The organism is Phytobacter sp. RSE-02, from assembly GCF_040578655.1.
GTDB lineage: Bacteria > Pseudomonadota > Gammaproteobacteria > Enterobacterales > Enterobacteriaceae > Phytobacter > Phytobacter diazotrophicus.
Map to the genome: position 1 here is coordinate 57,371 of NZ_JBEULY010000011.1, position 15,004 is coordinate 72,374.

The following is a 15,004-nucleotide window of genomic DNA, read 5'->3' on the forward strand; positions in this document are numbered from 1 at the left end:
AAGAGTACATAACAGATAAAAGAAACCCCGATGTTTTGCACCGGGGTTGTATCAATTACTTTACGAAGTGTAAAGCTGGCTTACTGCGCGATTATGCGTCACCGAAACGACGACGGCTGGAGCCTTCTTCGCGGTCACGACGCGGAGCGCGACGTTCGCCACTGAAGTTACGACCTTCGCTACGACCGCCTTCACGACGCTCACCACCGAAGCTGCGACCACCTTCACGGCGTTCACCACCGCCGAAGCTGCGGCCACCTTCGCGACGCTCACCACCGCCACGACGCTCAGGACGCGGCTGTGCATCACCCAGAAGCTGCATGTTCATCGGCTTGTTCAGGATGCGGGTGCGAGTAAAGTGCTGCAGAACTTCGCCCGGCATGCCTTTCGGCAGTTCGATGGTAGAGTGGGTACCGAACAGCTTGATGTTACCGATATAACGGCTGCTGATGTCGCCTTCGTTAGCAATCGCGCCAACGATATGACGAACTTCCACACCATCATCACGGCCAACTTCAATACGGTACAGTTCCATTTCGCCAGCATCACGACGTTCACGACGCGGACGATCTTCACCACCACGCTCAGGACGGTCGCCACGCGGACCACGGTCGTTACGATCGCCACGGCGTTCAAAGCGGTCGTCGCGCTCACGGAATTCACGCTTAGGACGCATCGGCGCGTCTGGCGGAACGATCAGCGCACGTTCACCCTGTGCCATTTTCAGCAGAGCAGCGGCCAGCGTTTCGAGATCCAGCTCTTCACCTTCCGCAGACGGCTGGATTTTCGCCAGCAGAGCACGGTACTGATCCAGATCGCTGCTTTCCAGCTGCTGCTGTACTTTCGCGGCGAATTTTTCCAGACGGCGTTTGCCCAGCAGTTCTGCGTTCGGCAGTTCTACTTCTGGAATAGTCAGCTTCATGGTGCGTTCGATGTTACGCAGCAGACGACGTTCGCGGTTCTCAACAAACAGCAACGCACGACCAGCGCGACCTGCACGACCGGTACGGCCGATACGGTGAACGTAAGATTCGGAATCCATCGGGATGTCATAGTTAACAACCAGGCTGATACGCTCAACGTCCAGGCCACGTGCTGCCACGTCGGTTGCAATCAGGATATCCAGACGACCGTCTTTCAGACGCTCCAGAGTCTGCTCACGCAGGGCCTGGTTCATGTCGCCATTCAGCGCGGCGCTGTTATAGCCACTACGCTCCAGCGCTTCTGCCACTTCCAGGGTCGCGTTTTTGGTACGAACGAAGATGATCGCCGCATCAAAATCTTCTGCTTCCAGGAAACGTACCAGCGCTTCGTTTTTACGCATGCCGTACACAGACCAGTAGCTCTGGCTGATGTCCGGGCGAGTAGTCACGCTGGACTGAATGCGCACTTCCTGCGGCTCTTTCATAAAGCGGCGGGTAATGCGGCGAATCGCTTCCGGCATGGTTGCAGAGAACAGTGCGGTCTGATGACCGTCCGGGATCTCCGCCATGATGGTTTCAACGTCTTCGATGAAGCCCATACGCAACATTTCATCGGCTTCGTCCAGCACCAGACCGCTCAGTTTAGAGAGATCCAGCGTACCGCGTTTCAGGTGGTCAAGCAGACGACCCGGGGTACCGACAACAATCTGAGGCCCTTGACGCAGGGCGCGTAACTGCACGTCATAACGCTGGCCGCCATAAAGGGCAACCACGTTCACGCCGCGCATATGTTTAGAGAAATCTGTCATGGCTTCGGCAACCTGAACCGCAAGTTCGCGGGTCGGCGCCAGCACCAGGATTTGCGGTGCTTTCAGCTCAGGATCAAGATTGTTCAGCAGCGGTAATGAAAACGCTGCGGTTTTGCCGCTACCCGTCTGGGCCATACCCAGTACGTCGCGACCGCCCAGCAGATGCGGAATGCACTCTGCCTGGATTGGAGATGGTTTTTCGTAACCCAGATCGTTAAGGGCTTCAAGGATAGGAGCCTTCAGGCCCAGATCTGCAAAAGTGGTTTCGAATTCAGCCATGTAGTACGTGTGCCTCGATATTAATGGCGGCCAGTCTACATAACTCATCGTGAAAATTTTCGGTAATTTTCATTAAAAGTGTGAACCGGCTCAAAGTAGGTGTATTAACGAACAACAACGCCCTCACCCGCGAAGGTGATGGCAATCAAAGTAATGATTACGGGCTGATGTGTACGTCAGCTATTGCTGGTCCGATTCTGCCAGGTCATCTTGCTCCTGGCCCAAGAGCGCTAATTCCAACAATGCATAACGGTGCTCAACAAAATTATGAACGTTGTTAGCCACCGCTAATTTGAACAGTGCCGCAGCGCTGTCCTTTTCCCCCAGACTTAGGTAGTACTTACCTAAATAGAAGTTGGTTTCACTGAGATGCTCAGCGAGCGAGGTGTTATCCGTTGCGTCTGCCTTCAGGCGGTTCATTAGCTCTTGTTCGCTAATATCGCCAAGGTAGAACTCGACAATGTTCCATCCCCATTGCTCTTTGCCCGATTTTTCGAAGCGTTGTTTCAGCGCTTCTTTAGCCTGCTTCTCATCGAGCTTCCGCTCAACGATGTAAAGCCACAGACTCCGGAAAGGGTCATTGGGATCGTCTTGATAAAACGCCAGCAGATCATCTTGCGCTAACTTATCGCGACCGCCGTAATATAATGCGATACCGCGATTCAAGTGCGCGTAGTTGTAAGTTGGATCAAGCTCAAGTACAGAATCAAACGCTTCATAGGCAGCATCAAAATTGCCTGCCTGCGTTAAATAAATGCCTAAGTAATTGAATACTTCCGGCATATCCGGTCGGATGGCCAGCGCTTGTGAAAAATCATTTCGCGCCAGTGCTCTCAAACCAAGACTATCATACAATACTCCGCGCTCATATAAAAGCTGTGCGCGTTCATCATCGGATAAAGCCCGACTGGCAAGAATTTGTTCCATGCGCGCCAGAATCACTTCTTGCTGCAAAGTCGGTTGCAATGGCACCGCGAGGACTTCGCTCTTACGCCAGGCAGAGTTGCTGCATCCTGCCAGCGTTAAAGCTGTCGCAACGAAACACCAGCGCAAAAAAGGCTTCATTTCCCACTCCCGAAGACAACAATTGGATGAACGTCCTGTCCCCCGGCTGCAAACACGGCGTCCTGCCAGTTAAATAACCCTCCGCTTTCGCGGAGGGCAAACACCATTTTACTCGCCCTGCTCTGCTTGCGGCGCTTCCGGCGCTGCTTCAGGCTGAGTTTGTTCAGTGGCTTCTTTAATGCTAAGACGAATACGGCCCTGGCGATCAACTTCCAGAACTTTCACCGGTACTTCCTGACCCATCTGCAGATAGTCAGTCACTTTCTCAACGCGTTTGTCAGCGATCTGAGAGATGTGAACCAGACCTTCTTTACCGCCGCCGATGGCAACGAACGCGCCAAAGTCAACAATGCGGGTCACTTTACCGTTGTAGATACGACCTACTTCGATTTCTGCAGTGATCTCTTCGATACGACGAATAGCGAATTTCGCTTTCTCGCCATCGGTCGCTGCGATTTTCACGGTGCCGTCATCTTCGATTTCGATGGTAGTGCCGGTTTCTTCGGTCAGCGCACGAATCACAGAGCCACCTTTACCGATGACGTCTTTGATTTTGTCCGGGTTGATCTTGATGGTGTGGATACGCGGTGCGAATTCAGAGATATCGCCGCGCGGCGCATTGATCGCCTGCTCCATCACGCTCAGGATGTGCAAACGAGCACCTTTAGCCTGGTTCAGCGCAACCTGCATGATCTCTTTGGTGATGCCTTCAATTTTGATATCCATCTGCAGTGCAGAGATACCGTCGCGGGAGCCCGCTACTTTGAAGTCCATATCGCCAAGGTGATCTTCATCGCCCAGGATGTCAGAAAGAACAACAAAGTTGTCGCCTTCTTTCACCAGGCCCATTGCGATACCCGCAACGGCTGCTTTGATCGGTACGCCTGCGTCCATCAGAGCCAAAGAAGCGCCACACACGGAAGCCATGGAAGAAGAACCGTTGGATTCGGTGATTTCAGACACCACACGAACGGTGTACGGGAATTTATCCGCTTCCGGCATTACAGCCAGTACACCGCGCTTCGCCAGACGACCGTGACCAATTTCACGACGCTTCGGCGAGCCAACCATACCGGTTTCACCTACGGAGTACGGAGGGAAGTTGTAATGGAACAGGAAGCTGTCAGTGCGCTCACCCATCAGCTCATCAATGATCTGCGCATCACGGGCTGTACCCAGCGTTGCGGTAACCAGAGCCTGAGTTTCACCACGGGTAAACAGCGCGGAACCGTGAGTACGCGGCAATACGCCAGTGCGCACGTCCAGACCACGGATCATGTCTTTTTCGCGACCATCGATACGCGGTTCGCCTGCCAGTACGCGGCTACGAACAACATTTTTCTCGATAGCGTGCAGGATGTCGCCCAGCTCGTTGGCATCCAGGGTTTCATCTTCTGCAACCAGCGCAGCTACAACGTCAGATTTAATGACATCAACCTGAGCATAACGCTCTTGTTTGTCAGTGATGCGGTAAGCATCGCTCAGACGCGCTTCAGCCAGAGCAGCAACGCGTGCGTTCAGCGCTTCGTTGACGGCTTCTGGCTGCCAGTCCCAACGCGGTTTGCCCGCTTCTTTTACCAGGTCGTTAATGGCCTGGATAACAACCTGCTGCTGTTCGTGGCCAAATACGACTGCGCCCAGCATCTGGTCTTCGCTCAGCAATTCTGCTTCGGATTCCACCATCAATACCGCACCTTCGGTACCCGCTACCACCAGGTCCAGTTTGCTGGACTTCAGTTCTTCCTGGGTCGGGTTCAGTACGTATTGATCGTTAATGTAACCCACGCGCGCTGCGCCAATCGGTCCATTGAACGGAATACCTGACAGAGACAGTGCTGCGGAAGCACCAATCATAGAAACGATATCCGGGTTAACCTGCGGGTTAACGGAAACCACGGTTGCAATAACCTGAACTTCGTTAACGAAGCCTTCCGGGAACAGCGGACGAACCGGGCGGTCAATCAGACGCGCAATCAGAGTTTCGCCTTCGCTTGGACGGCCTTCACGACGGAAGAAACCACCCGGGATTTTACCAGCAGCGTAGGTACGCTCTTGATAGTTAACAGTTAACGGGAAGAAATCCTGGCCCGGTTTAGCTTTTTTAGCGCCCACAACGGTAACGAATACCGCAGTGTCATCCATGCTAACCATAACGGCTGCCGTCGCCTGACGTGCCATCATGCCGGTTTCCAGCGTAACGGTATGTTGGCCGTACTGGAATTTACGAACGATCGGATTAAGCAAAATATTATCCTTTCTTAATCTTAATGAATGACAGCAACCCCCAGGGATGCTGTCGTTTAAACCCGATCTTCCTGCATCCTCGCGACTAATGACAACCCTAACCCCGCTCTCGTGGGTAAAGCCTCTCATTAGCCGCGCGAACCTCTGCAACGAAGATCATTCATAGCAACAATACATTATTGTACTGTTAATTACTGCCGTCTGGTTGAAAAAAGGGGCCTTACGGCCCCTTTCTTGAAACTCGCAAGAATTAGCGACGCAGACCCAGACGCTCGATCAGCGCGGTGTAGCGTGCAACATCTTTACGTTTCAGGTAGTCGAGCAGTTTACGACGCTGAGAAACCATACGCAGCAGACCACGACGGCTGTGGTGATCTTTTTTGTGCTCTGCAAAGTGGCCCTGCAGGTGGTTGATCTGTGCAGTCAGCAGTGCAACCTGAACTTCGGTAGAACCGCTGTCGTTTTCGCCACGACCAAACTCAGAAACGATTTTTGCTTTAGCTTCAACGCTTAGAGACATTTTGTACTCCAGTGATAAAAAAATGAGAGGGTGCCGATCTCTAATTCAGCAACCCCGGAATTAATACCAGATATTGTTAAACAATTGACCCGGCATTAAGCGCCAATATTCTACTCTCAGTGGCTGGTTATCGCAAGACGAGGCTTAGACTGGCGGGTACTCAACCACCAGACGACGCGGAGCAACACGCCCTTCGTCATCCATTTCGCCCATGCCGATAAATTTCGCCTCTTCACCTTCAGTGACACGCACCAGACCTTCATGCGGCACATCGGTGGTTCGCACTGGATTACCGTTGCGGAAGTAAACCGACGAAGTCAACGGAAGGTTAACAACAGGGTAGTCAGCTGCCGGGCTATCCATGGGCATTAACAACGGATCGAGTAATTGAGCCGCCGGGATATCACGTTGCTCAGCTTGCGCGACCAGGTCATGCAATTGTTCCAGCGTCACCATTCGCTCAGCAGGATATTTACTCACCGCCAGACGGCGCAGATAAATCACATGTGCGCCACAGCCCAGTTTCTCGCCCAGATCGTCAACAATCGTACGAATATAGGTGCCTTTCGAGCAGTGAACTTCCAGTTCCAGTTCATCGCCTTCGTGGCGGATGAACAACAGTTCATACACCGTAATAGGTCGGGCTTCACGTGGAACTTCGATACCCTGGCGCGCGTATTCATACAGCTTTTTGCCCTGATATTTCAGTGCAGAATACATTGAGGGTATTTGTTCGATATCGCCACGAAAGGTCTCCAGCGCGGCGGCAAGTTGCTCAGCGCTAAAATCGACCGGACGCTCTTCGACGATTTGACCATCAGCATCAGAAGTATCGGTGCGCTGGCCCAGCTTCGCAATCACACGGTAACGCTTGTCAGAATCCAGCAGATACTGAGAGAACTTTGTCGCCTCCCCCAGACAAACCGGTAGCATACCCGTGGCCAACGGATCCAACGCGCCAGTATGCCCGGCACGATTGGCATTAAAGAGACGTTTAACTTTTTGCAGTACATCATTGCTGGATGCACCTTGTGGTTTATCCAGCAACAGCACGCCGTGCACATCGCGACCGCGACGACGAGGACGACTCATCAGTCCTCCTTGCTGTCGTCCGTTGGGTTCACACGACGTTCATCGTCATGTTTCACCACGCTGGTGACGAGGTTAGACATACGCATCCCTTCCACCAGTGAGTTGTCGTAGAAGAAGGTCAGTTCTGGCACGATACGCAGGCGCATAGCTTTGCCGAGCAGCGTACGGATGAAACCGGATGCTTCCTGCAGCGCTTTGATGCCCGCTTTAACGGCGGCTTCATCTTTGTCGTTCAGGAAGGTCACAAACACTTTGGCATAGGCCAGATCGCGAGAGACTTCAACGCCCGATACAGTCGTCATCATGCCAACACGCGGGTCTTTAATTTCGCGCTGCAGGATGATGGCGATTTCTTTCTGCATCTCCTGGGCTACGCGCTGTGGGCGACCAAATTCTTTCGCCATAATAAATTCTCCAGACAAAAAAGGGGCTTATAGCCCCTTTTGAAATTCATACCGGGTGGCGCTGCGCTTCCCCGGTCTACGCTAATCAATTTTCTAAGCTTTTGGGATTCCGGCAAGGCGGCACGCTCATCAATCCCCGGGAGCATAGATAACTATGTGACCGGGGTGAGTGAACGTAACCAACACAGTGGCGGCCCAAAAGCCGACGAAAATTAATCGATGCTACGTTGGATCTCGATAATTTCGAACACTTCGATCATATCGCCAACGCGAACGTCGTTGTAGTTCTTAACGCCGATACCACATTCCATGCCGTTACGGACTTCGTTAACGTCATCTTTGAAGCGGCGCAGGGATTCCAGCTCGCCTTCATAGATAACCACGTTGTCACGCAGGACGCGGATTGGGTTATGGCGTTTAATCGTGCCTTCGGTAACCATACAGCCCGCGATCGCACCGAATTTCGGTGATTTGAACACGTCACGAACCTCAGCCAGACCAATGATCTGCTGTTTCAGTTCCGGAGACAGCATGCCGCTCATCGCTGCTTTCACTTCGTCGATCAGGTTATAGATGACGGAGTAGTAACGCAGATCCAGACCTTCGGCTTCGATCACGCGGCGCGCAGAGGCGTCGGCACGAACGTTAAAGCCAACCAGAATGGCATTCGAAGCCGTTGCAAGGGTAGCATCGGTTTCGGTGATACCACCAACACCGGAACCTACGATCTTCACTTTCACTTCGTCAGTAGACAGTTTCAGCAGAGAATCGGTGATCGCTTCCACAGAACCCTGAACGTCCGCTTTCAGAACGACGTTCACTTCGTGGACTTCGCCTTCGGTCATGTTGGCGAACATATTTTCCAGTTTGGATTTCTGCTGACGCGCCAGTTTGACTTCGCGGAATTTACCCTGACGATACAGTGCAACTTCACGCGCTTTCTTCTCGTCACGAACAACCGTCGCTTCATCACCCGCTGCCGGAACACCAGACAGGCCGAGGATTTCAACCGGAATAGACGGACCCGCTTCGCTAACTTCACGACCAAGCTCATCACGCATCGCACGTACGCGGCCATATTCAAAGCCACACAGAACGATATCGCCTTTGTGCAGAGTACCTTCGCGTACCAGAACGGAAGCAACCGGGCCACGACCTTTATCCAGGAAGGATTCGATCACAACACCGCTCGCCATACCGGTACGGATAGCTTTCAGTTCAAGAACTTCAGCCTGCAGCAGGATAGCGTCAAGCAGCTCGTCGATACCGGTACCCGCTTTTGCAGATACATGAACGAACTGGCTTTCGCCGCCCCACTCTTCCGGCATAATGCCGTACTGGGACAATTCATTCTTAACGCGATCCGGATCCGCTTCTGGCTTATCGATTTTGTTCACTGCAACAACAACCGGTACCTGCGCCGCTTTTGCGTGCTGGATAGCTTCGATTGTTTGCGGCATCACGCCATCGTCAGCAGCCACAACCAGAACCACGATATCCGTTGCCTGCGCACCACGTGCACGCATCGCGGTAAACGCGGCGTGGCCCGGGGTATCCAGGAAGGTGATCATGCCGTTTTCGGTTTCGACGTGGTATGCACCGATGTGCTGGGTAATGCCGCCCGCTTCACCTGAGGCTACTTTCGTTGAACGAATGTAGTCCAGCAGAGAGGTTTTACCGTGGTCAACGTGACCCATGATGGTCACGACCGGCGCACGCGGTTCAGCCGCAGCACCCGTATCACGGTCGCTCATTACCGCTTCTTCCAGCTCGTTTTCACGACGGAGGATAACTTTGTGGCCCATTTCTTCGGCTACAAGCTGTGCGGTTTCCTGGTCGATAACCTGGTTGATGGTGGCCATTGCGCCCAGTTTCATCATCGCTTTGATGACCTGAGAGCCTTTCACCGCCATTTTGTTAGCCAGCTCGCCAACGGTCAGCGTTTCACCGATCACAACGTCACGGTTAACTGCCTGTGCAGGCTTCTGGAAGCTCTGTTGCAGGGCAGAACCTTTACGCTGTTTGCCGCCTTTACCACCGCGAATGGCCGCACGGGCTTCTTCACGATCGGCTTTGCTTTCGGCATGCTTGTTGCCTTTTTTCGCTGGGCGTGCCGCTTTCGCGTTACGACCACGACCACGACCACCTTCGACTTCACGGTCGCTATCGTCCTCAGCCTGGCGTGCATGGTGAGAAGTGGTTACATGATAGTCGCTGCTTTCTTCTTCTTTATCGCTGCTGGCATTCCAACGGGATTCGTTTTCCTCAGCCATGCGACGAGCTTCTTCCGCTACGCGACGCGCATTTTCTTCCAGCTTACGACGAGCCTCCTCTTCCGCTTTGCGCTTAAGATCTTGCGCTTCAGCTTCACGACGGGCTTTTTCACCCTGGGCTGTCCTGGTCATTTCGTCAGATTGTTGGTTGCTCACTTTGCTATTTTCCGCAGCTTCACGTTTTGCTTTATCAGCAGACTCGCGTTTGGCTTTTTCATCCGCTTCACGCTTCGCTCTTTCTTCGGCATCACGTTTGGCTTTTTCCTCGGCTTCGCGCTTAGCAGCTTCCTCTGCTTCACGACGGGCCTTATCCTCCGCTTCACGCTTCGCCTCTTCTTCCGCTGCGAGACGTTCCGCCTCTTGTGGATCGCGTTTTACAAAGGTGCGTTTTTTACGGACTTCGATCTGCACCGATTTACTTTTCCCACCGGTGCCCTGAATGCTTAATGTGCTACGCGTCTTGCGCTGCAACGTCAGCTTGTCAGGACCTGAGCCGTGTTCACGGTTCAGATGCGCTAACAGCGTCTGTTTTTCTTGTGCCGTCACTGAGTCTTCAGCGGACTTACGGATCCCTGCATCAGCAAATTGCTGTACCAGGCGGTCCACAGAGGTCTGAATCTCAGCGGCCAGCGTTTTTACGGTTACATCTGTCATGCTGTTCCTTCCTGCTACAGTTTATTACGCTTCGCCACCAAACCAGCAAATATTACGTGCGGCCATGATGAGCTCCCCGGCTTTCTCGTCGGTCAAACCGTCGATATCGCTCAGGTCATCTACGCCCTGGTCGGCGAGATCTTCCAGCGTACAAACACCGCGGGCTGCCAGTTTAAACGCCAACGCACGATCCAAACCTTCCAGGTTCAGCAGATCTTCAGCCGGTTCTTTATTACCGATGCTTTCTTCCTGCGCCAGAGCCAGGGTGGTCAGGGCATTTTTCGCGCGTTCACGCAGGGCTTCAACGGTATCTTCATCCAGACCGTCGATTTCCAGCAGCTCTTTCATTGGCACATAGGCCAGTTCTTCCAGCGTGGAGAAACCTTCTTCAACCAGAACAGTGGCGAAGTCTTCGTCAATGTCGAGGTAGCGAGTGAAGGTGTCGATCGCTGCATGGGCTTCTGCCTGATGCTTCGCCTGCAGGTCTTCAACGGTCATCACGTTGAGTTCCCAGCCGCTCAGCTGCGAAGCCAGACGAACGTTCTGGCCATTACGGCCAATCGCCTGAGCCAGGTTACCGGCTTCAACGGCGATATCCATGGTGTGCTTGTCTTCATCAACAACGATAGAAGCAACATCAGCAGGTGCCATGGCGTTAATAACGAACTGCGCCGGGTTATCATCCCACAGGACGATATCGATTCGCTCGCCGCCCAGTTCGGTTGATACTGCCTGAACACGTGCGCCACGCATCCCTACACACGCACCGACCGGGTCGATACGTTTGTCGTTGGTTTTCACAGCAATTTTTGCACGAGAACCAGGATCGCGAGCAGCCGCTTTGATTTCGATAACTTCTTCGCCGATTTCCGGTACTTCAATGCGGAACAGTTCGATCAGCATCTCAGGTTTGGAACGCGTCACGAACAACTGTGCACCACGCGCTTCGGGACGTACAGCGTAGAGCACGCCGCGAATACGGTCGCCCGGACGGAAGTTTTCACGCGGCAGCATGTCTTCACGCAGAATGACCGCTTCGGCATTGCTACCCAGATCAAGCGTGATGTTGTCGCGGTTCACTTTCTTCACCACACCCGTGATGATCTCGCCTTCATGCTCACGGAACTGGTCAACAACCATTGCACGTTCAGCTTCGCGCACTTTCTGCACGATAACCTGTTTTGCCGTTTGGGTGGTAATACGGTCAAAGGTGACAGATTCAATCTGGTCTTCAACAAAATCACCAACATTCATGCTTTCGTCTTCGAAGCGAGCCGCTTCCAGCGTAATTTCGCGCGTCGGCTGGGTAACTTCTTCGACCACAACCCAACGGCGGAACGTATCGAAATCACCGCTCTTACGATCGATCTCTACGCGGACATCAATCTCTTGCTCGTATTTTTTCTTGGTTGCTGTAGCCAGAGCACTTTCCAGCGCTTCGAAGATTTTTTCACGCGGCAGCGCTTTTTCGTTAGAAACAGCTTCAACAACAGCCAAAATTTCTTTATTCATCGGGGGCCTTTCACCTCAATCCAGACTGTTAAAAGTGGGGGACCAGGTTCGCTTTCTGAATGTTGCTCAATGCGAACACTTCATCTTTACCTTCGACCGTAACGGTGATCATCTCGCCATCGACACCTTTGATAACGCCTTGCCATTTGCGACGGTTCTGTACCGCCATACGCAAGACCAGCGACACCTCTTCACCCGTAAAACGCGCGTAGTGTTCCGCTGTAAATAAGGGACGATCAAGGCCTGGTGAGGACACTTCCAGGTTATAAGCAACGGTAATAGGATCTTCAACATCCATCACCGCGCTGACCTGGTGGCTGACATCGGCACAATCATCAACATTGATGCCATCTTCACTATCAATATAGATGCGCAGTGTAGATGTGCGACCACGCACAAATTCAATACCAACCAGCTCGTAGCCCAGTGCTTCAACCGGTGCTGTGATCATCTCTGTTAATTTTTGCTCTAATGTGGACAAGCCCACCCCCAAGACATAAAAAAAGGGCGTAAAGCCCAGTTATTCCGTAGTCAGATAACAAAAAACCCCGATAAATCGGGGCTTTAAATAACTGAACCCTATAGCCGCAACTGCGGCCTGGAGAACCTTCCGGGAGTATTTTTTTCAAATCCAGCGACGAAGGCGTTAAGTCTTCATAGTATATTTGAAAAAGAACACTTAGGGAAAGTGGTTGCGGGGGCCGGATTTGAACCGACGACCTTCGGGTTATGAGCCCGACGAGCTACCAGGCTGCTCCACCCCGCGCCTGAAACGTGGCAAATTCTACTCGGTTAGCAGAAGATTTGCAAATAATGCTGGGATTTGGTACCGAAGACGGGACGTATAATCTGCGTACATTATATTGATAAACATAACTATCTGTCAACCCTGACAGATATGCCTTTTATGCGCCCGGACTTGTATTATCATGCGCAATGGCGGATGCATTTTCAGAGGGCATTATCAGCCATTATTGCGATGAAAATTGCACTCTTCTCTTCCTGTCATCGCCAAAAGATGTTTAAATGAAAACTCATTTATTTTGCATAACCATTCATTATCGCAACAACAGTGAATGGTATTAAACATCATGGCGTGGCTGTTAAGTCTCTCACCATAGGTATATTAAGCAGGGATTTATTTTATGACGACGATTCTCAAGCATCTTCCGGTTGGTCAACGTATTGGTATCGCCTTCTCAGGGGGCCTGGATACCAGCGCGGCATTGCTGTGGATGCGCAAAAAAGGTGCCGTTCCTTACGCATACACTGCGAATCTGGGTCAACCGGACGAGGACGACTATGACGCAATTCCTCGTCGTGCAAAGGAATATGGCGCGGAGAATGCCCGCCTGATCGACTGCCGTAAGCAACTGGTTGCCGAAGGCATTGCCGCAATTCAGTGCGGCGCGTTTCATAACACAACGGGCGGCCTGACCTACTTCAACACCACCCCGCTCGGTCGTGCGGTAACCGGTACCATGCTCGTTGCTGCAATGAAAGAAGATGGCGTTAACATCTGGGGCGATGGCAGTACCTATAAAGGTAATGATATTGAGCGCTTCTATCGTTATGGCCTGTTGACCAACGCCGAGCTGAAAATCTATAAGCCGTGGCTGGATACCGATTTTATTGATGAGCTGGGCGGCCGTCAGGAAATGTCCGAATTCATGATCGCCTGTGGTTTCGACTACAAAATGTCCGTGGAAAAAGCGTATTCCACCGACTCGAACATGCTCGGCGCAACGCATGAAGCGAAGGACCTCGAATTCCTGAACTCCAGTGTGAAGATCGTAAACCCGATCATGGGCGTTAAGTTCTGGGATGAAAATGTAAAAATCCCGGCAGAAGAAGTGACCGTACGTTTTGAGCAAGGCCATCCGGTTGCCCTGAACGGTAAAACGTTTAGCGATGATGTTGAGCTAATGATGGAAGCTAACCGGATCGGTGGCCGTCACGGTCTGGGCATGAGCGACCAGATTGAAAACCGTATCATCGAAGCGAAAAGCCGCGGCATCTATGAAGCACCAGGGATGGCATTGCTGCATATCGCTTATGAACGTCTGCTGACCGGTATTCACAACGAAGACACTATTGAGCAGTATCATGCGCATGGTCGTCAGTTGGGTCGTTTGCTGTATCAGGGCCGCTGGTTTGACTCTCAGGCACTGATGCTGCGTGATGGTCTGCAACGCTGGGTGGCGAGCCAGATTACGGGCGAAGTGACGCTGGAACTGCGTCGCGGTAACGACTACTCCATCCTGAATACTGTGTCTGATAACCTGACTTATAAGCCAGAACGTCTGACCATGGAGAAAGGCGATTCCGTATTCTCTCCGGATGATCGTATTGGTCAGTTGACGATGCGTAACCTGGACATTACCGATACACGTGAAAAACTGTTCGGTTATGCGCAGTCCGGTCTTCTTTCCGCCTCTTCTGCGACAGGTCTGCCGCAGGTAGAAAATCTGGAAAACAAAGCTAAATAAGCGCTGATCAAAAATGAGAAAAGCCGCGAAAGCGGCTTTTTTTATGCCACGCATTTATGCAGTAACATCACGCCATGGAGAAGATAGCCATCAACCCGTGTCCGAGTCACATACATTCAGGTGCATGGCCTTTTCTACAGACGAAAAAAGACGCTTATTAGCGTCTTTTTTCGGAATATTGGTACCGAGGATGGGACTCGAACCCACAAGCCCGTTAGGGCACTACCACCTCAAGGTAGCGTGTCTACCAATTCCACCACCTCGGTACGACGACTTCTTATTTCGGGATATCGCTGCTCGGCTGCGCCGGAGCTGCTGGCTGAGTCTGCTCAGTTTGAGCCGGAGCACTCAGTCTTTCCCATTCACTTCCTTTATTGGTTTTGTTGGTATTAATGTTACCCAGCACCAGACTGATGATGAAGAACAGTGTCGCCAACACAGCGGTCATACGGGTCATGAAGTTACCAGAACCACTTGAACCGAACAACGTTGCAGAAGCGCCTGCGCCAAATGAGGCTCCCATATCAGCGCCTTTACCTTGCTGCAGCATGATTAAACCAACAAGGCCAATTGCCACAATAAGGAAAACAACTAAAAGAGCTTCGTACATAATCAACCTGTTCCTTGCGGGGTTGCCGCATGCCAATGCTTCAAACCAATAAAAGTGGGGTTGTTAATGTTTCCCACTGAAGCGGGTGTGAATACTAACCAAAGCGAATCACCTTCGCAAGGCCATTTTA

At 52.1% G+C, this 15,004-nt stretch carries 12 protein-coding genes and 2 tRNA genes; 1 reads left to right on the top strand and 13 read right to left on the bottom strand.

All coding sequences use genetic code 11. From position 1 onward, the window contains the following. Positions 1-91: 91 nt before the first annotated feature. From ABU190_RS20310 to ABU190_RS20360, 11 genes are all read right to left on the bottom strand, one after another. Positions 92-2,011, bottom strand: a complete 1,920-nt coding sequence (locus tag ABU190_RS20310; protein WP_039077483.1) for a DEAD/DEAH family ATP-dependent RNA helicase — start codon at positions 2,009-2,011, stop codon at positions 92-94. Further along, on the bottom strand, positions 2,004-2,084 hold the full coding sequence (gene yrbN, locus ABU190_RS20315) for a protein YrbN (RefSeq protein WP_103245196.1): 81 nt from the start codon (positions 2,082-2,084) through the stop codon (positions 2,004-2,006). Before yrbN ends, ABU190_RS20310 begins: the two co-directional genes overlap by 8 nt. 107 nt (positions 2,085-2,191) lie before the next feature. Further along, entirely contained in the window at positions 2,192-3,076 is an 885-nt protein-coding gene (gene nlpI / locus ABU190_RS20320; protein WP_039077482.1) for a lipoprotein NlpI, read from the bottom strand. A gap of 108 nt (positions 3,077-3,184) precedes the next feature. Further along, a complete protein-coding gene (gene pnp, locus ABU190_RS20325; protein WP_071194447.1) occupies positions 3,185-5,320 on the bottom strand; it encodes a polyribonucleotide nucleotidyltransferase in 2,136 nt (711 codons plus the stop codon). Between the two features lie 250 nt (positions 5,321-5,570). After that, the gene (rpsO, locus tag ABU190_RS20330; protein WP_004385056.1) at positions 5,571-5,840 is read right to left on the bottom strand and encodes a 30S ribosomal protein S15; all 270 of its coding nucleotides are present in this window, start codon (positions 5,838-5,840) and stop codon (positions 5,571-5,573) included. 144 nt (positions 5,841-5,984) lie between these two features. After that, positions 5,985-6,932, bottom strand: coding sequence for a tRNA pseudouridine(55) synthase TruB (gene truB / locus ABU190_RS20335; protein ID WP_296409609.1), 948 nt, complete (start codon positions 6,930-6,932; stop codon positions 5,985-5,987). After that, positions 6,932-7,336: a 30S ribosome-binding factor RbfA gene (rbfA, locus tag ABU190_RS20340; protein WP_039077479.1), complete on the bottom strand. Its 405-nt coding sequence runs from the start codon at positions 7,334-7,336 to the stop codon at positions 6,932-6,934. Before rbfA ends, truB begins: the two co-directional genes overlap by 1 nt. Before the next feature lie 212 nt (positions 7,337-7,548). Continuing rightward, entirely contained in the window at positions 7,549-10,263 is a 2,715-nt protein-coding gene (gene infB / locus ABU190_RS20345; RefSeq protein ID WP_039077478.1) for a translation initiation factor IF-2, read from the bottom strand. Positions 10,264-10,287: 24 nt separating this feature from the next. Further along, positions 10,288-11,775: a transcription termination factor NusA gene (nusA, locus tag ABU190_RS20350; protein WP_039077477.1), complete on the bottom strand. Its 1,488-nt coding sequence runs from the start codon at positions 11,773-11,775 to the stop codon at positions 10,288-10,290. A 28-nt stretch (positions 11,776-11,803) separates the two neighbouring features. After that, positions 11,804-12,256, bottom strand: coding sequence for a ribosome maturation factor RimP (rimP, locus tag ABU190_RS20355; protein ID WP_047373469.1), 453 nt, complete (start codon positions 12,254-12,256; stop codon positions 11,804-11,806). A 208-nt stretch (positions 12,257-12,464) separates the two neighbouring features. Then, positions 12,465-12,541: transfer RNA gene (locus ABU190_RS20360), tRNA-Met, on the bottom strand. A 379-nt stretch (positions 12,542-12,920) separates the two neighbouring features. Here ABU190_RS20360 and argG point away from each other — a divergent pair. After that, positions 12,921-14,264, top strand: coding sequence for an argininosuccinate synthase (gene argG / locus ABU190_RS20365; RefSeq protein ID WP_039077476.1), 1,344 nt, complete (start codon positions 12,921-12,923; stop codon positions 14,262-14,264). A 179-nt stretch (positions 14,265-14,443) separates the two neighbouring features. On the opposite strand, the gene ABU190_RS20370 is transcribed toward argG, so the two are convergent. Together ABU190_RS20370 and secG are read right to left on the bottom strand one after the other, a co-directional pair. Continuing rightward, positions 14,444-14,530: transfer RNA gene (locus ABU190_RS20370), tRNA-Leu, on the bottom strand. 11 nt (positions 14,531-14,541) lie between these two features. After that, the gene (secG, locus tag ABU190_RS20375) at positions 14,542-14,874 is read right to left on the bottom strand and encodes a preprotein translocase subunit SecG (protein WP_071194444.1); all 333 of its coding nucleotides are present in this window, start codon (positions 14,872-14,874) and stop codon (positions 14,542-14,544) included. Between the last annotated feature and the right edge of the window lie 130 nt (positions 14,875-15,004).